We start from the raw sequence: 16,818 nt of genomic DNA on the forward strand, positions 1-16,818 counted from the left end.
AATTTTATTAACCACCTTAAACGCATAATTATGAAAAAGTATTCCATGTACACATTTGCCGTCGCCATGCTGGCCGGTATGATTCTGACGGGCTGCTCCTCTTCGGAGGAGATTCCGGGAGGTACTCCCGACAACGGACCGAAACTGAAGATCGAGACCCGCTCGGCGGATGCCGCCGAGGCTGCTTATGCACACCGGGCGATTCTGGTGTCGGAGGGTAACATTGCGGATGCAAAGAGCGCCGCCGATGCTGCGGCTTTAGGTTCTTTCTCGGTCGAGCCGGGCAGCTACACCGTTTACGCCGTCGCTTCCAGCGACGAGACGAATCTCACTTTTACGGGTGTCGCCGCTTCGAATGCCGTTGCCGATGCACGTGTCAAAATAACCGACATTTCGGCTCAGATTCCCGAACTGTTGGTCGGTAATTCCGACGTCGTTACGGTCGGTGCCGAAGGCGCGGCGGCCGCACTCCAGCTCAAGCGCGTCGTGGCATCGGTCACGGTGACGGTCAGCGGACTGGAGAACGTCGATGCCGAGAGCATCACCCTGACGATCGGCAACATGTACGATCAGGTGAGTCTCGACGGAGCGTTTTCCAAGAGCGGAGCTGCGTTCGCATCGAAAAGTCTTGTACTCACCAAGAATGCCGAAGGCAAGTTCGTCGGCAACGCTATCGTGATGCCTACCGATACGGAGGCTTCCAACCTCTCGCTGACTTACAGCGTCAACGGCACGGATTACACCAGCACCCCTGCGGGCCGGATCGCGGCCAACGGGCAGTATGAACTGGCGACGACGGTCGAAGCCGGCAGTTCCTCCTCGAAGGTCAACCTGAACTCGGCGATTACCTACGCGGCCTGGGACAGCACGGTGGTGAATCTTTCCGACAGCTTTACCATCGACGAGACTACCCCTGACAAGCAGTGGATGGGTCCGACAGCCCTTCCAATCAGCGGTTCAGCCGCTCCTGGATACGACAATTTCTGGGCGTCGTCCGATGGAGGCGATTCCGGCTGGGGCGAGACATTCTGGCAGTACAACCTTTATGACGGGAACAAAACGGACGGAAGCAACTATTGGTGTCCTGACGAATGGGACCGCACGGCTCCCGTCTGGTATATCGACCTCGGCGCTGCCAAGCAGGGCGTGACCATCGACTACTGGAACAAGGCTGGCGGTAAGGGCGGTCAGAAAATCAAGACGATGGACATTTACGCAAGCAATACGCGAGCCGATTACGGCGGTGGCAATGCGGATTGGGTGAAGATCATGACTTTCACCTCCGACAAGACCACTCCGACCACGGACGCCGGGGCGCAGGTGACGACGGGCAAGATCGCATTCTCGGAGGATGGAAGCGTCTCCTATCAGTATGTAAAATGCGTGATGACATCTAAGGTCAATCCTGACGGTGCGACCATTACGGATGTGCTCGACGTGAATGTCGGCGAGGTAGAGGTTTCCTACTGGGAGTTCAAATAATTGTCGGAGGGGAGTTCTCCTCCTGCGATACGCTGAATGGGGATTTGCGGGAGCGGACTTTAACGGTCCGTTCCCGGCATCGCCCCGAACGGCAGTCGTGTGGGCCTGCGGGGCCTGAAGAATCAAGTATATAATATGAAAGCCATGATGATGAAAAAACAGAATGTCGGGAATGCCTGCGGATGGGCGGGTCGCCTTGCACGCCTTCTGTTACTGCCTGCGCTCACGCTCGTTCTGCTTTGCTCGTGCGACGAGGACAAGGCGAAATCCGAAAGACCGGAAGAGGGGGATCAGCTTTGGAAGATCGTTCCCGTTCTTGCATCCGAAAGCGATGGCTTCGAGGGGCTCGGTGAGTATGGGGTGTCGCTCTACCTTTTCAACGACATGTCATCCGACTGCTATAAATACCAGCATGCCGACTCGTTCGGCGATCTCGAACCTTTCGTGGTGGAAAAGGCGGCTTATTCGCTTGTCGCGCTGATGATGGATCGTGATGTTCCTCATGTTTTCTATGAGGCTTCGGACGAGGCCAAAAAGAACACAACCGTGACCGTAACGGACATGAACGAGACTATTCCGGATATGGTGCTCGGTACGGCGTCCGTTTCCCGGAATGTCGGCGCGACGGTTCCCGTCTCCGACCTGCAACGGCTGGTCGGGGCCTTGGATGTCCGCCTGACCGATGTCCCGAATGATGTCACGGCCGTGGAACTTACCGTAGGCGATCTCTACGACCGGGTCGACCTTACGGGGCAGTACGACTTTTCGACGGGGGAGCCTGCTTCGAAGCGGATCGAGCTGACGAAAGAGGGAACCGTTTTTTCAGCCCGGAGTGTGCTGATGCCTTCGGACGAGACGAGGGCCAATGTGAAGATGGATTTTCGGGTTTTCCGGGGCGACGCGTATGAGGATTTCGTCGTACGTCTTTCCGGAAGTATTCCGGCAGACAAACTCACGCGGCTTGAAGGCCGTGCGGAAGAGATCTTGAAGAATGCTGAACTGACGTTGGGTTTGACCTATGCTCCGTGGGATGCGAGCATAACGATCGAGGATCACTTCCAGACCGACGACGACCTGAATAAGGTTTGGTCCTCGGCGCCGCTTCCCATCAGCGGCGCAGCCGATCCCGGATATGACAATTTCTGGGCTTCGTCCGTATTCACCGACTGGGACGGTTCCGTAAAATACGATTCGTATCTTTATGACGGTATCATGGACGGGAGCGACGAGCACAAGGACCTCTATTGGGGCCCCGACGCAGTTGGGGAGGCAGAAAAAGGCACCGTTCCGTCGTGGTATGTGGATTTGGGAACCGGATGTCAGGGCATTACGCTCACCTACTGGAACAAATTCGGAGGCAAAGGCGGCCAGAAGCTCCGCACGATGAATATCTATGGAAGCAATGCTCCGGAGGACTATCGGGGCGGCAACGAAAGCTGGACGCTGATCACGACTTTCACTTCCGACCGGACGAAACCTACGGAAGACGCCGGAGCCGAGGTCACGACCGGGCGGATCGAATTCGACAAGGGAAATGCGACCTACCGGTATGTGAAATGCGAGATCACCTCCCGGGTGAACGCCGACGGCAATGTGGTCGAGGATTCCGATGTGAATGTTGCCGAAGTGCAGATAACCGTGTGGTCCTGTAAATAGGAATGTTTCGGCCCGGCTTGACGGCCGGGCCGTATTTTATGTAAAAATCAATTGGACATGAATGAACGATTGTTGCCGGGACGTATCCGTTCGGGCTGGGGAGTCTCTATTCTTTTTCTTTGTTTAATGGCCCTTTCCGGGTGCTGTTCACACGAAGCGATTCGGGTGAATCTCATTCCGCGCCCGGCGGAAATGGAGGTGCTGTCCGGGTATTTTCAGCCGGGAAACACGACGGTGGACGACTTCACGACCGTAGTTGTGGACAATTCCCGGATGGATGCGCTGGGACGGGAGGGATACGAACTTACGGTCGATCGCTCGTCGGTGAGACTCACGGCTGCCACCCAGACCGGCATTTTCTATGGGAAACGGACGCTGGAACAGTTGATGACCGACAAGGGTATTCCTTGCGTAAGGGTCAGCGACCGGCCCCGGTTTGCCTACCGGGGCATGCACATGGATGTATCGCGGCATTTCTTTCCGAAAAGTCAGGTGCTGAAGATGCTGGACGAAATGGCCCGCTACAAACTCAACGTATTCCATTTCCATCTGACCGATAACGGTGGTTGGCGCATCCGGATCGACAAATATCCGCGGCTCACCGCCGAAGGGGCATTCCGCACGCAGCGGGATTGGTATGCATGGTGGGACCGGAACGACCGTCGCTATCTTCCCGAGGGAACTCCGGGCGCTTACGGCGGATATTTCACCAAAGAGGACATCCGTGAGATCGTGACCTACGCCGCCGAGCGGCACATTACGGTCATTCCCGAGATCGAATTCCCGGCGCATTCCGACGCCGTGTTCATCGGCTATCCGGAGTTGTGCTGTACGGGCAAACCTTATACGACGGGAGAATTTTGTGTCGGCAACGAACAGGTATATACTTTTATGGAGGATGTGCTTACCGAAGTTATGGAGCTTTTCCCTTCGAAATACATCCATATCGGAGGCGACGAGGCCCGGAAAGTCGCCTGGGCGACCTGTCCGAAATGCCAGGCCCTGATCGAGCGGGAGAGACTTGACGGGATACAGGGACTCCAACCCTATATGATCGCCCGTATCCAGGATTTTCTCGCTTCGAAAGGGCGGGTTATGGTCGGCTGGGATGAAATACTGCACAACGAACTGCATTCCGAAACCTTGGTTATGTCGTATCGTGGACAGAAAGGGGCTATCGAAGCCGCTAATCGGGGCAATTATGCCGTAATGACACCCGGTGAAGTGCTCTATTTCGACTGGTATCAGGCCGATCCTTCCACTCAGCCGCGTGCCATGTACGGATATTCTCCCATTAAAAAGATGTACGCTTTCGAGCCGGTGCCGGCTGATCCGGAATCGGCGGCCCGCAACGAGTCGATCATCCGGGCCGAATTCGTGGACCCTGCGGCCGTGGAGCCGATCCGGGCGGATCGCGCCGACCGCATCGTCGGTGTGCAGGGATGTACGTGGGCTGAATATATCGAAGATGAAGAGCAACAGGAATACATGATCTTTCCGCGTCTGCTGGCTGTGGCAGAATTGGCATGGACACCGCAGGAGAAGCGCGAATGGTGCGATTTCAAAGTCCGGATGAACTCCCATATCCCACTGTTGCAGCAACGGGGGCTAAATACTTTTACGCTGAGCGACGAAGTTGAGATCACGACTCGCATTCGTTCCGGAAATAGAGCGGTTGAGGTGACTCTCGACTGTGAGAAATATCCCGCAGAGATTCGCTACACGTTAGACGGAACCCCGCCGACGCCCGACGCTTCGCTTTACGAAGCTCCTTTTACCGTGACCGATTCGACGGTGGTCCGGGCCGCCGTATGTCGGGATGGAGTGATTCGAAGTCCTGAACGGAAACAATTGGTTACTCTCGCCGCGGAGATCGACAACTATTATCCGTTCGATGTGCCGGAAATCTGGAAAGAATATTTCGATTAATCGTTCCATCGACTATTGTGCGTTATCGCCTTTTCTTTCTGGGCGGCAGACTGTGCGCAGCCTTGAAACGGAGTCGGACGTGGCTGACTTTGGGTTGATTCGGGAAAAGGTCCGGGTGGAGGGAATAACAGACAGCCCTTTTATTTTCGGCCTTCGGATTTTTCCCGTATGCCCTGGCGCGGACGAATATGCCGTTGGGTCGCTCCTGTTCCGAAAGATCGTCTTCATTTCGCAAACAGAAACGACATCGTAATTGACGTTCCGGAGGGGGCAATGCCCGATAAACACACCGGTCGATAACCGATTCGTCATAGATCGCCCCGGAGATTTGCTAGTTTTCAAAATCAAAGATCCCCGGGGCTTATCGTACGATTCAGAAGCGATCGATATTTATGTGAACGGTTCAACATCGCATATAATCGGCTTATCTATCAGGTTCAATCTATTTAGAGACGGGAGAACCAAATATTTAAAGTCATACGCTCTATATTAGTGTACAAGCGTTTGTCAATGTGTTTATGTTCCTCAATATTCCGGAACGATAACCCATATCCTCCGAGATAGTTTTGTTGTTCACGATCATTTGATGGAATATAACCATTGGAGGACTGTCTATTTATCATGGTGAAGTCATTCTAAATAAATTATCCAATTTGAAAAATCGGGACATTTTATTAAATTTGTATTCAATAACAGGAGTTGTTTGACAAGATGGAACGCAGATGCGAACAAATGCATACGACTGTTTCCTAACCATTACCTGCTATATGCAAATAGAGTCATAACTTTTTAAGTTACAACTCTATCTAAAAATGAATGGATAATACGAGCAGTACGAAGCCTTCGACGAGCTGGAGGAGGAGTACGGCGAAATGGAAGCCGAGGTCACGGAGACGCTCGCCCGCTACGTGGACGGGCATCTGGATCTGTTCGCCGCGGTCGTCGGATAACCGGCCCGGAATCCTGCGGAAACAGCCTCTCCGCATCGCCGTTCCCGGCATATACGAAGCGTCCGCGGAGGAATATCCGGAGACATTCCGCTAAAAAAATCGGAAAAAAGGCGGTCGGCCGTAAGGGTCGGCCGCCTTTTTCGTGTCTTCGGGTAAAAACCGAATACCGTCATGGACAAACATTACCGGGACCTCCTGATCCGTGCGCTGAAGGGCACGCTGGACACCGCATCGCGCCGCGAATTCGACCGGTGGGTCTCGGATGCGGACAACCGCCGCATCTACGAAAACGCCCTCCGCATATGGGACGACGTACAGCGCCGCACCTCGGCCTACAATCCCGACCGCGACCGGCTCTGGGAGCAGTTGCAGTCCCGCATCGGAGTCTACGGAACGCCGCAGCCGACGGAGCGGCCCGCGCCAAAACGCCGCTGGGCGCCGATACTTCGCACGGCGGCAGCCGTCGCCGCGGGCGTCGTCGTCACGCTCTTCGCGGTGCGTCCCGACGCCGCCCCCACACCGAGCCCGGCCCGACAGGAGTTCTGCGCCTTCGGCGGCAAATCGCTGGCACACCTGACCGACGGTTCGACCGTATGGCTCCAAAGCGGCTCGACGCTTGCCTACGACAGCTCCTTCGGCGCCGAAAGCCGCAACGTAAAACTCCGCGGAGAGGGATTTTTCGACATCGCCAAAGATCCCGAACGCCCTTTCACGGTCGAAGTGGAAGGGCTGCGCATACGGGTTCACGGCACGAAATTCAACGTGAACACCTCGCACGAAGACCGGACCGTCGCCGTATCGCTCGTTGAGGGTTCGGTGGCCCTCGATTCCGGCAACGGGGAGACGCGCCGGCTGCACCCCGGAGAAATAGCCTGCTACGACCCCGCCACCCAAGAGCTGAATATCCGCAGGGGCAACGTCGAGCTGGAATCCTGCTGGGCCGCGGGCAAACTGGTCTTCGAGCGGCAGTCGTTGGGCGAAATCTGCCGCTACCTCTCACGCTGGTACGACATCCGGATCGACATCTCCCCGGCACTCGCCCACAACTACGCCTACACGTTCACCATTACCGACGAACCGCTCGAAGCGATTCTGCGCATCATGAGTCGCATCAATCCGATCGTCTACACTTTCTCGGACAACCGCTCGGTGTACATCTCCGAGATAGAATAAAACCGCAAACCTACCAAACACCAACCAAACCCCGAATGCCTATGACCGAACAGAGCAGAACCGTACACTATCCTTCCCGCGGCAGCATCCGCCGCCGCAAACATACGCTAACTTTAAACTTCAACCATGAAACATTTTAGACTATTCGCAATTCTTTTGCTGCTCGTCTGCGGATGGACAACGGTTGCACACGGCCAGACGCAGGAGCCGGCGATCAACCTTGAGTTCACCGACATACCTCTCTCGGAAGCCATATCGCGCATCGAGAAGAGCAGCAAATACACGTTCTTCTACGACGCCAAACAGACCGATCTGACCCGGCGCGTCAGCCTCCGCGCCAAACAGCTGCCGATCTCCGCCGCCCTGCGCCAGATGCTCGCCCCGACGGGTCTCAATTTCACGATCTCCGAACGCCAGATCGCCCTGATCCCCGCGGCGCGCAAGGCCCCGGCCGGATCGCGCACGATCACCGGCACGGTCAACGACTCCCACGAGCTTCCCTTGGCCGGCGTCGCCGTCACGCTGGAGGGCGACAATACCCGCGGCACCGTTTCCGAGAACAACGGCAGTTTCACCATCACCGTTCCCGACACCGATGCGGTGCTCAGTTTCACCTACTTGGGCTACATCTCCAAGAAAGTCTCCGTTCCCGTCTCGCAGAACAGCCTCAAGGTATTCCTCGCAGAGGACGCCGTGAGGATGGAGGACGTCGTAGTAGTAGGTTACGGCACCCAGAAGAAGGTCAATCTGACGGGAGCCATCACCACGGTGGACGACACGCAGCTTGCAAACCGTTCGGCGCCGTCCGTAGCCCACATGCTTCAGGGTGCGGTTCCGGGTCTGACGATCTCGACCACATCGGGCCGTCCGGGCAACTCGGCCGACCTGAACATCCGCGGCATCACCTCGATCAACGGCGGTTCGCCGCTCGTGCTGATCGACGGCGCCGAGGGCGACCTGATGAAGCTCAACCCCAACGACGTGGCCTCGATTTCGGTGATCAAGGATGCCTCGGCAGCCGCCATCTACGGCGCACGCGCGGCCTACGGCGTCGTGCTGGTGACCACCAAGGAGGGCGACGATTCGGGAAAAACCCGCGTGTCGTACAGCGGCCGCTGGGGCTGGAACGCCCCCACCACCTCGACCGACTACGAGACCCGCGGCTACTACTCGGTCTACGTCAACGACCTGTTCTGGCACGCCGACGCAGGCACCAACTACACCAACTACACAGAGCAGGACATGATGGAGTTGTGGGCCCGCCGCAACGACAAGGTCGAAAACCCCGAACGTCCGTGGGTGAAGATCGACCAGCGCGACGGCCGCGACACATATGTCTATTACGCCAACTTCGACTGGTACCACTACCTGTTCAAGGACGAACATCCCAACACGAGCCACAGCGTCTCGCTGTCGGGCGGCAACTCGAAGGTCAAGTACATGCTTTCGGGCAACTACTACAGCGAAGAGGGACTCTTCCGTCAGGACCCCGACCGTCTGCAGCGGATCAACTTCCGTTCGAAAATCTCGTTCGACATCAACAAGTGGCTCAAGATCAGCAACAACACCAGCTACTACAACTACCAGTACTACTACCCCGGCCCCACCGGAGTCAATACCGCCTTCTCGCTGGGCACGGTACACGGACTGGCCTCGATGATGCCCTACAACCCCGACGGCACGAGCGTCTACTACACCTCGCTGTCGAAATACTCGATCATGGACGGCCTGCCCACGATCATGAACAAGGGCGGCCACTACAACAAGGACAAGACCGACAACATGTCGACCACCACGGAGCTGACGTGGGCCCCGGTCAAAGGGCTGGAGATCAAGGGTAACTTCACCTACATGTTCAACACCCAGCACAACCTCAACCGTCAGGTCAATACCGAATACTCGCAGTATCCGGGCGAAGTGCAAACCCTCTCGACGGGCAGCCGCTTCCAAGACAAGCTCTACGAAAAGACCATGATGCACAACTACTATCAGGCCAACGTCTACGCCACCTACGCACACACGTGGAACGAGAAGCACAACTTCAAGGCGATGGCCGGTTTCAACTGGGAGACCAAGTATCTCAAGGACGTATCGGCCACGGGCTACAACCTGCTCTCCGAAACGCTGATGGACCTCAATCTGGTGGGACAGGGCGCCGACGGCAACGAGCGCATGGAGGTCGGCGGCGGCCAGAACGAATACGCCCTGATGGGTTTCTTCGGCCGTCTGAACTACGACTACAAAGGCAAATACCTCGTGGAGGTGAGCGGCCGCTACGACGGCACGTCGCGCTTCAAGCGCGGTCACCGCTGGGGTTTCTTCCCCTCGTTCTCGCTCGGATGGCGCATCTCGGAAGAGCCTTTCTTCGAGGGCATCCGCGAAAACTTCAACAACCTCAAAATCAGGCATTCGTACGGACAGCTGGGTAACCAGAACGTAGGCTACTACGACTATATCCGCAAAATCTCGATCGGCAACCAGAACTATCTGTTCGGCGGCGACAAACCCACGACGGCCACCATTTCGGCCCCCGTGGCCTCGAACCTCTCGTGGGAAACCTCGATCCACAACAATCTAGGCGTAGACATGAGCTTCCTGAACAACCGGCTGGCTTTCAGCGCCGACTTCTACATCCGCGATACGAAGGACATGCTGACCGCCGGCGTCGCACTGCCGAGCGTCTACGGCGCCGATTCGCCCAAGATGAACAGCGCCGACCTGCGCACCAAGGGTTACGAGCTCTCGCTCAGCTGGCGCGATGAGTTCCAGCTCCTGCGCCGGCCGTTCACCTACAGCGTGACGGTCACCTTCAACGACTACGTGACCAACATCACCAAATACGACAACCCCGACCGCACGTTCGCCAAGTCCTACTACGAAGGCATGCGCTGGGGTGAGATCTGGGGCTACCGCATCGGCGGACTCTTCGCCACGGACGCCGAGGCTGCCGGCTACGCCGTCGATCAGACGGCCGTCAACAACCGGATCAACGCCGCGGCCGGCTCGGAACGCGGCCTGCACGCCGGCGACCTGAAGTTCCTCGATCTGGACGGTGACAACATCATCTCCATCGGCAAGAACACCGTAGACGATCCGGGCGACCGGGAGATCATCGGCAACAGCCAGCCGCGGTTCCACTACGGCACTACGCTGAGCATGTCGTGGGCGGGCATCGACTTTTCGATCTTCTTTCAGGGCATCGGACGCCGCCACTGGTATCCCAAAGCCAATACGATCGCCTTCTGGGGTCCCTACGCCCGTCCGTATGCGAGCTGGATTCCCAAAGACTTCCACAAGATGTACTGGAGCGAAGAGAATCCCGACGCCTACTTCCCCCGTCCGCGCGGCTACGTCGCCCTGTCGGGTACCAACCGCGAGCTGACGGCCGTCAACGACCGCTATATGCAGAACATCCGCTACTGCCGTCTGAAGAACCTCACGATAGGCTACACGCTGCCCAAGAAATGGACCCGCAAAGTGCTGATCGACAACCTTCGCGTCTACTTCACGGGAGAGAACCTCGCCACATGGTCGCCCATCCGCTCGGACTATATCGACCCCGAAATGGCCGCCATGAACGACGAGATGCGCACCTACCCGTGGCAGAAGACCTACATGTTCGGCGTAGATGTCACATTCTAATCAAACAAGCAGAACCATGAAAAAAATATTATTGATACTGGCCGCAGGCTGCACCATGGCGCTCGTCTCCTGCGAAGAGTGGCTCGACAAATACCCGCTGGCCCAAATGTCGCCCGAAACCTTCTTCTCGAACGAAAACGAGCTGCAGGCTTTCAGCAACAAATTCTACACGGCCTTCCCGTCCGACGGGCTCTACAACGAGTACTGGGACAACATCATTCACAACGACCTGCCTCAGGAGATGCGCGGCGGCCGCACGATCCCCGCGTCGGGCGGCGGCTGGACATGGACCAGCCTGCGCGACATCAACACGCTGCTCGAATACTCGGTCAACTGCAAGGACCTCGACGTCCGTAACCGCTACGACGCGCTGGCCCGTTTCTTCCGCGCCTATTTCTACTTCGAAAAGATCAAGCGGTTCGGCGACGTGCCATGGTACTCGAAACCGATCGGCTCGGCCGATCCTGAGCTCAAGCGTCCGCGCGATTCGCGTGAATACGTCATGCAGCGCATGATCGAGGACATCGATTTCGCCATCCGCTACCTGCCTACCAAACACGACCTCTACCGTATCACGAAATGGACGGCACTGGCCCTGAAATCGCGTTTCTGTCTCTTCGAAGGCACGTTCCGCAAATACCACGGCATCGACCTTCCGGAGAACGACTGGAAATACTACCTCGACCTGTCGGCGAAGGCATCCGAAGAGTTCATCACCAACAGCGGCTACGGACTCTACACATCGGGCGGCACGCAGACCGCCTACCGCGACCTGTTCGTGTCGGAAGACGCCCAGCAGATCGAGGTCGTCCTCGCCCGCGATTACAACAAGGGGCTAAGCGTATTCCACAACAGCACCTTCTACTCGCTGAACACCTCCTACGGGCGTCCGGGCCTGACGCGCAAGATCGTCGCCAGCTATCTGATGGCCGACGGCACGCGCTTCACGGACAAGGCGGGCTGGGAAACGATGGAGTTCCGGGACGAGTGCCAGAACCGCGATCCGCGTCTGGCGCAGTCGATCCGCACGCCGGGTTACACGCGCATCAACTCCACCAAGGTCGAAGTGCCGAGCCTTTCGACCTGCATGACGGGCTACCAGCCCATCAAGTTCGTCGCGCCCGCCGATTTCGGTTCCGACGGTTACAACCTCTCGTACACCGACCTGCCGATCATCCGCACGGCCGAGATCTATCTCAACTACGCCGAAGCCAAAGCCGAGCTGGGCACGCTGACGCAGGACGACATCGACCTGACGATCAAGAAGCTGCGCGACCGAGCTGGCATGCCCAATCTGGACATGGCCCAAGCCAACGCCAACCCCGACCCGTACCTTTCGGCCCCTGAGACAGGCTACCCCAACGTGACGGGTTCGAACAAAGGCGTACTGCTCGAAATCCGCCGCGAACGCACCATCGAACTGCTTCAGGAGGGCCACCGTTACTACGACCTCATCCGCTGGAAAGAGGGCAAGACCTTCACGCAGCCGCTGCTGGGCCTCTACATCCCCTCCAAGGGCGAATACGACCTCGACGGCGACGGCACGCCCGACATCTATCTCAAGACCAAGGGAGAGACGCCCTCGACCAAAGCCCCGCTCATCATGGAGATCGATCAGGACATCTTCCTCTCGGAAGGCGACCACGGCTACATCTCGCCCCACAAGAAGAATCCGGGCGAGTGGAACGAGGCCCGCGACTACTACTACCCGATTCCGACCGACGACCGCTCGCTGACCGGCGGCGCCCTGACGCAAAACCCCGGCTGGAACGACGGGCTCGACTTTTAATTCCCAATACTAACTTCAAAAACGAACGAAACGATGAACAGACTGAAAAAATATCTTACCATCATGCTGCTGCTCGGCCTGACCTGCCCGGCAACGGCCTGCAACAGCAGCTCCTCCTCCGAAGACGAAGTTCCGCCCCATCTGAAACCCGCCCCCCCGGAGGAACCGGGTCGGGACTACTACCCCAAGGCCGACGGCGCGACGCGTCTGGTGACCTACAACGTCGGCGTCTTCACCAAGTACATCAGCGACGGCAGCTACCAGATGATCGCCGACATGATGACCGAGGGCAAGGCCGATCTGGTGGGCATCAGCGAACTGGACAGCTGCACGGTCCGCACCGGCCGGGTCTTCCAGCTCAAGAAATTCGCCGGACTGATGGGCAAGGAGTGGAGTTACGAATATTCGCGGGCGATGGCCTATCAGGGCGGAGCCTACGGCGACGGAATCGCCAGCCGTGAAAAACCCGTCCGGACCTTTGCCGCTCCGCTGCCGAAGGGCGACGGCGCCGAACCCCGCGTGATGGTCGTCATGGAGTTCGAGAAATACGTCTTCGCCACCACCCACCTCGACCATGTGTCCGCGCTGGCTCAGGCAGGACAGGTAGACGAGATCAACAAGGTCATCGAACGCGAATTCGGCGGCTCGAAGAAACCCGTCTTCCTCGGCGGCGACTTCAATGTCCGTCCCGATTCGCCCACCATCTCCAAACTGAAGACGGGCTGGACGGTCCTCACGCCCCACGGCGCGAGCGACTTCACCCACTCCTCGCAGGCGCCGAACAAATGTATCGACTACATCCTGCTTTGGAACGGCAACGGCGCGAAGTGCAACGTGGTCGGCACCAAGATCATGCTCGACTTCAACAAAGGCGACATCAAGCGGGCCTCGGACCATATTCCCGTGCTGGTCGATGTCAAATTCTAATGCTGAGACGAACCCTTAAACGCAAACGATTATGAAACGATATGCAAACATACGTCTTCTGGCCGCCGTCGCCCTGCTCGTCGCAACGGCGGGCTGCAAGGACGACGAAGGTCCGGCGCTCAAGCAGCCTGCCCTGCTGAGCATTCAGGACGCCGCGGCCGACGCCGAAGTGATTACGGTGGAAAGCCCCAAGAAGCAGACCCTCAACATCCGCGTGGAGGCCGAGCAGATCAGCGGCAACTACATAACCGTCGTGTTCAAGATCGACCCCGAACTGGTCGAGACCTATAACGCGGCGCACGGTACCTCGTACAAGCTCTGCCCCTCGGAGGCCTACGCATTCTCGACCACCGAAGTCATGCTGCCCCGCTACAACACGGTCTCCTCGACGATGAAAGTCGAGCTGTTCAGCGAGCGCATGCCCGACGAGGAGCCGTACCTGCTCCCGATCGCCATCGATTCGATCAAGGGCGACCCGCGGGCGACGGTCTCGCCGACGGGCGGCGTCCGCTACATCCTCTTCAACAAGTTCGTCAAGCCGGGACCGCCCGCACCCGTGCTGCTCGACCGCAGCGGCTGGAAGGTGCTCGCCGCCCCCAAGGCCAAACCCAACTACGAAGTGGAGAAGATGTTCGACGAAGACATCAACACCTTCGGCTACTGCAACGCCGACGAGGAGCAGGCCAATCCGCCCTACGACTTCGTCATCGATCTGGGCAAAGAGGTGACCGTACGCGGCTTCCAGTTCAATCAGCGCTACATGACTACCGGCAAACCGGAAGCCGGCGCGCGCTACGGCATCGCCCACTTGGAGGTCTGGACCGCGAAGGAGATCACCGGCGACGGCCTCGGCGCAGCGAACGACGCCAACTGGACCTACACCCAGACATACCGCGACTACAGGACCGATCCCGACTCGCCGCTGGATCCGATGGGTGTGGTCATCAGTCCGATGCTCGACGACTACCAGCATGCGCGTTACGTCCGGCTGCGCATTCACGCCAGCTATACGAACAAGACCTATAATCCGACCTTCCGGGGATGGTGCATCGCAGAACTGAATGTCTGGGGCAACAACGAACTGCTCGAATAATACGTATGAACCTGCAAAGGGACCTGCCGAAACACTTCAGCAGGCCCCTTTTTTTAACGCAGTCCCGATTTCGGGCGTCCCGCATTCCGCAGGATAACAGGAACGAAAGAATGCCGAAACGAAAAATTCATACGTTCCGCGTCCGTTTTGTCCCCGAAAATGCCTATCTTTATTAGTCTGAATTTCCTTTAGCGATACGATGAGGTCGGAAAACGAACACGACATGGTTTTATGGAAACGCATCAGCCGAGGGGGGGGGAACCGCCGCCTTTCGGGAGTTGTTCGACCGTTATTACGCCCCGCTTTGCAGGTTCGCGGCCTACTGGCTCCGTGACCGCACCTCTGCCGAAGAGATCGTATTGGACACCTTTACGCACATCTGGCAGCATGCCGGGGAACTCCGCATCTCGACTTCCGTCCGGGCCTATCTGTTCCGCGCCGTGCGCAACCGCGCGCTCAACCGGCTTCGCGACAAACGCACCGACGGCATCCCCATCGAGGGACCTGAGCCGCTCTTCACGAACCCGGAAGCATTGCAGCTCGAAGCCGACGAAATGATGCTGCTGGTCGCCGAAGCCGTCTCGCAACTGCCCGACCGCTGCCGCGAAGTATTCCGCAAAAGCCGCGAAGAGGGGCTTTCCAACGCCGCGATCGCCGACCAGATGCGGATTTCGGTCAAGACCGTCGAAGCGCAGATCACCAAAGCCCTGCGACGCATCCGCGAAACGCTGCTGCGCAGGTGATCTTCTCCCCGGACTCCCCGGAGACTTTCCGCCCCCGCCGAACGACCGTCTGATGACCGCCGAAGACCGGCCGGCAGCCGCATCCGGCAGCCGCGCTTTCTCCCTCAGCCTCGCTCCCAGCGTCAGCGCATCAGCACCGACGAGTCGCCGTAACTCAGGAAACGGAAGCCGTGTCCGAGGGCGTATTCGTAAATCCGCTTCCAGTCCCCGCCGACGAAAGCCGACACCAGTAGCAGCAGCGTCGATTTGGGCTGGTGGAAGTTGGTGACGATATTGCGCACGATGCGGAACTCGTACCCCAGCGGCGTAATCATGATCTGCGTCGCCGCCTTGATGCGTTCCAGCCCCTTTTCATCCATGTATTTCAGCAGAGTCTCCAGCGCCTCGCGCCCGGAAAACTCCGCCGGCACGTCGTACAGCTCCCACTGACCGACGACCCGCTCCGCATCGGGCGTTCCGGCCGTACGTATGCGCCACGCCAGCGCCGTGAGCGATTCGAGCGTCCGCACCGAGGTCGTGCCGACGGCCGTGATCCGCCCCCACTTCTCCAGCAGGCGGGCTACCGCCGCACGCCGCACCTCGAAATGCTCGGTGTGCATCGGATGCCGCGCGGCATCGTCGTCCTTGACGGGCAGAAAGGTCCCGGCCCCGACATGCAGCGTCACCTCCTCGAACCCGAAGCCGCGCGCCTTCATCCCCTCGATCAGTTCGGGCGTGAAGTGCAGCCCCGCCGTCGGCGCGGCCACCGATCCTTCGAATTTGGAATAGACGGTCTGGTAGCGCGTATAGTCGATCTCCTCGCTTTCGCGGTTCAGGTAGGGCGGAATCGGAATCCGTCCGAGGTATTCGAGCAGCTGCCCGAACGTCATCGCCGCCGACCACTCGAAACGCACGGTATGCTCGCGGCCGCGGTTCTCGACGAGCCACGCCCGCAGATGCTCCGGGCGGCCTTCGTGCTCGAAGTTGATCTCCACATACCCCTCTTTCCATTTCTTGAGGTTGCCCACGATGCACGACCATTCACACCGCCCGACGACGGCGAACGCCCGTTCGTAATCGGCCGGATCGTGCGGTTCGAGACAGAACACCTCGATGCGGGCGCCCGAAGGCTTGTGCATGATGATCCGCGCGCGAATCACCTTCGTATTGTTGAACACCAGCAGCTGGCCTTCGGGCAGCACGTCGCCGATGTCGGCGAAATGCGCTTCGCCGATCTCCCCGCCGCGGTAAACCAGCAGTTTCGAGGCGCTGCGCTCGGCCAGCGGGAACTTGGCGATCCGCCCGTCGGGCAGGTCGTAATCGAATTCGTTTATGTCTATATGCCGTTCACTCATGGGCACAAATGTACGCTTTTTTCGCTTCCGTTGCACACGCTCCGGCCGATAATCGCCCATATACCATATCCCACAGGCCCTCTCGGTCAAAAAAGCCGCC

General features: G+C 58.2%; 10 protein-coding genes and 1 pseudogene. 10 read left to right on the forward strand and 1 reads right to left on the reverse strand.

What is annotated here, in order from left to right; all coding sequences use genetic code 11:
- Window positions 1-30: 30 nt before the first annotated feature.
- The 10 genes and pseudogenes from ALFI_RS05340 (at window position 31) to ALFI_RS05385 (ending at window position 15,384) form a co-directional block, all read left to right on the forward strand.
- Window positions 31-1,482 (forward strand): fimbrillin family protein, encoded by a 1,452-nt coding sequence (locus ALFI_RS05340; RefSeq protein WP_244265014.1) that lies wholly within the window; start codon window positions 31-33, stop codon window positions 1,480-1,482.
- A gap of 144 nt (window positions 1,483-1,626) precedes the next feature.
- Entirely contained in the window at window positions 1,627-3,138 is a 1,512-nt protein-coding gene (locus tag ALFI_RS05345; protein ID WP_244265015.1) for a hypothetical protein, read from the forward strand.
- 57 nt (window positions 3,139-3,195) lie between these two features.
- Window positions 3,196-5,067, forward strand: a complete 1,872-nt coding sequence (locus ALFI_RS05350) for a beta-N-acetylhexosaminidase (RefSeq protein WP_014775068.1) — start codon at window positions 3,196-3,198, stop codon at window positions 5,065-5,067.
- Window positions 5,068-5,891: 824 nt separating this feature from the next.
- Window positions 5,892-6,017, forward strand: a pseudogene (locus ALFI_RS17845) (DMP19 family protein); the annotation flags it as partial.
- A gap of 171 nt (window positions 6,018-6,188) precedes the next feature.
- Window positions 6,189-7,190 (forward strand): FecR family protein, encoded by a 1,002-nt coding sequence (locus ALFI_RS05360; protein WP_014775069.1) that lies wholly within the window; start codon window positions 6,189-6,191, stop codon window positions 7,188-7,190.
- 126 nt (window positions 7,191-7,316) lie between these two features.
- Entirely contained in the window at window positions 7,317-10,832 is a 3,516-nt protein-coding gene (locus ALFI_RS05365) for a TonB-dependent receptor (RefSeq protein WP_014775071.1), read from the forward strand.
- 16 nt (window positions 10,833-10,848) lie between these two features.
- Window positions 10,849-12,621 carry a RagB/SusD family nutrient uptake outer membrane protein gene (locus tag ALFI_RS05370; RefSeq protein ID WP_009597106.1) on the forward strand — a complete coding sequence of 591 codons (1,773 nt, stop codon included), beginning with the start codon at window positions 10,849-10,851 and terminating at the stop codon, window positions 12,619-12,621.
- A 33-nt stretch (window positions 12,622-12,654) separates the two neighbouring features.
- Window positions 12,655-13,548 carry an endonuclease/exonuclease/phosphatase family protein gene (locus ALFI_RS05375; RefSeq protein ID WP_014775072.1) on the forward strand — a complete coding sequence of 298 codons (894 nt, stop codon included), beginning with the start codon at window positions 12,655-12,657 and terminating at the stop codon, window positions 13,546-13,548.
- A gap of 31 nt (window positions 13,549-13,579) precedes the next feature.
- A complete protein-coding gene (locus ALFI_RS05380) occupies window positions 13,580-14,641 on the forward strand; it encodes a BT_3987 domain-containing protein (RefSeq protein WP_009597101.1) in 1,062 nt (353 codons plus the stop codon).
- Between the two features lie 278 nt (window positions 14,642-14,919).
- Window positions 14,920-15,384: an RNA polymerase sigma-70 factor gene (locus tag ALFI_RS05385; protein WP_014775074.1), complete on the forward strand. Its 465-nt coding sequence runs from the start codon at window positions 14,920-14,922 to the stop codon at window positions 15,382-15,384.
- A gap of 122 nt (window positions 15,385-15,506) precedes the next feature.
- On the opposite strand, the gene ALFI_RS05390 is transcribed toward ALFI_RS05385, so the two are convergent.
- Complete coding sequence (locus ALFI_RS05390) at window positions 15,507-16,718, reverse strand: S-adenosylmethionine:tRNA ribosyltransferase-isomerase (RefSeq protein WP_009597097.1); 1,212 nt, start codon at window positions 16,716-16,718, stop codon at window positions 15,507-15,509.
- Window positions 16,719-16,818 lie beyond the last annotated feature (100 nt).

It is taken from the genome of Alistipes finegoldii DSM 17242 (genome assembly GCF_000265365.1).
GTDB classification, from domain to species: Bacteria; Bacteroidota; Bacteroidia; order Bacteroidales; family Rikenellaceae; genus Alistipes; species Alistipes finegoldii.

Excerpts from the sequence above, each read along its gene's own strand:
- ALFI_RS05350 (WP_014775068.1), top strand. The coding sequence starts at position 3,196 with ATGAATGAACGATTGTTGCCGGGACGTATCCGTTCGGGCTGGGGAGTC.
- ALFI_RS05340 (WP_244265014.1), top strand. The coding sequence starts at position 31 with ATGAAAAAGTATTCCATGTACACATTTGCCGTCGCCATGCTGGCCGGT.
- ALFI_RS05345 (WP_244265015.1), top strand. The coding sequence starts at position 1,627 with ATGATGATGAAAAAACAGAATGTCGGGAATGCCTGCGGATGGGCGGGT.
- ALFI_RS05370 (WP_009597106.1), top strand. The coding sequence starts at position 10,849 with ATGAAAAAAATATTATTGATACTGGCCGCAGGCTGCACCATGGCGCTC.
- ALFI_RS05365 (WP_014775071.1), top strand. The coding sequence starts at position 7,317 with ATGAAACATTTTAGACTATTCGCAATTCTTTTGCTGCTCGTCTGCGGA.
- ALFI_RS05360 (WP_014775069.1), top strand. The coding sequence starts at position 6,189 with ATGGACAAACATTACCGGGACCTCCTGATCCGTGCGCTGAAGGGCACG.
- ALFI_RS05380 (WP_009597101.1), top strand. The coding sequence starts at position 13,580 with ATGAAACGATATGCAAACATACGTCTTCTGGCCGCCGTCGCCCTGCTC.
- ALFI_RS05375 (WP_014775072.1), top strand. The coding sequence starts at position 12,655 with ATGAACAGACTGAAAAAATATCTTACCATCATGCTGCTGCTCGGCCTG.
- ALFI_RS05390 (WP_009597097.1), bottom strand. The coding sequence starts at position 16,718 with ATGAGTGAACGGCATATAGACATAAACGAATTCGATTACGACCTGCCC.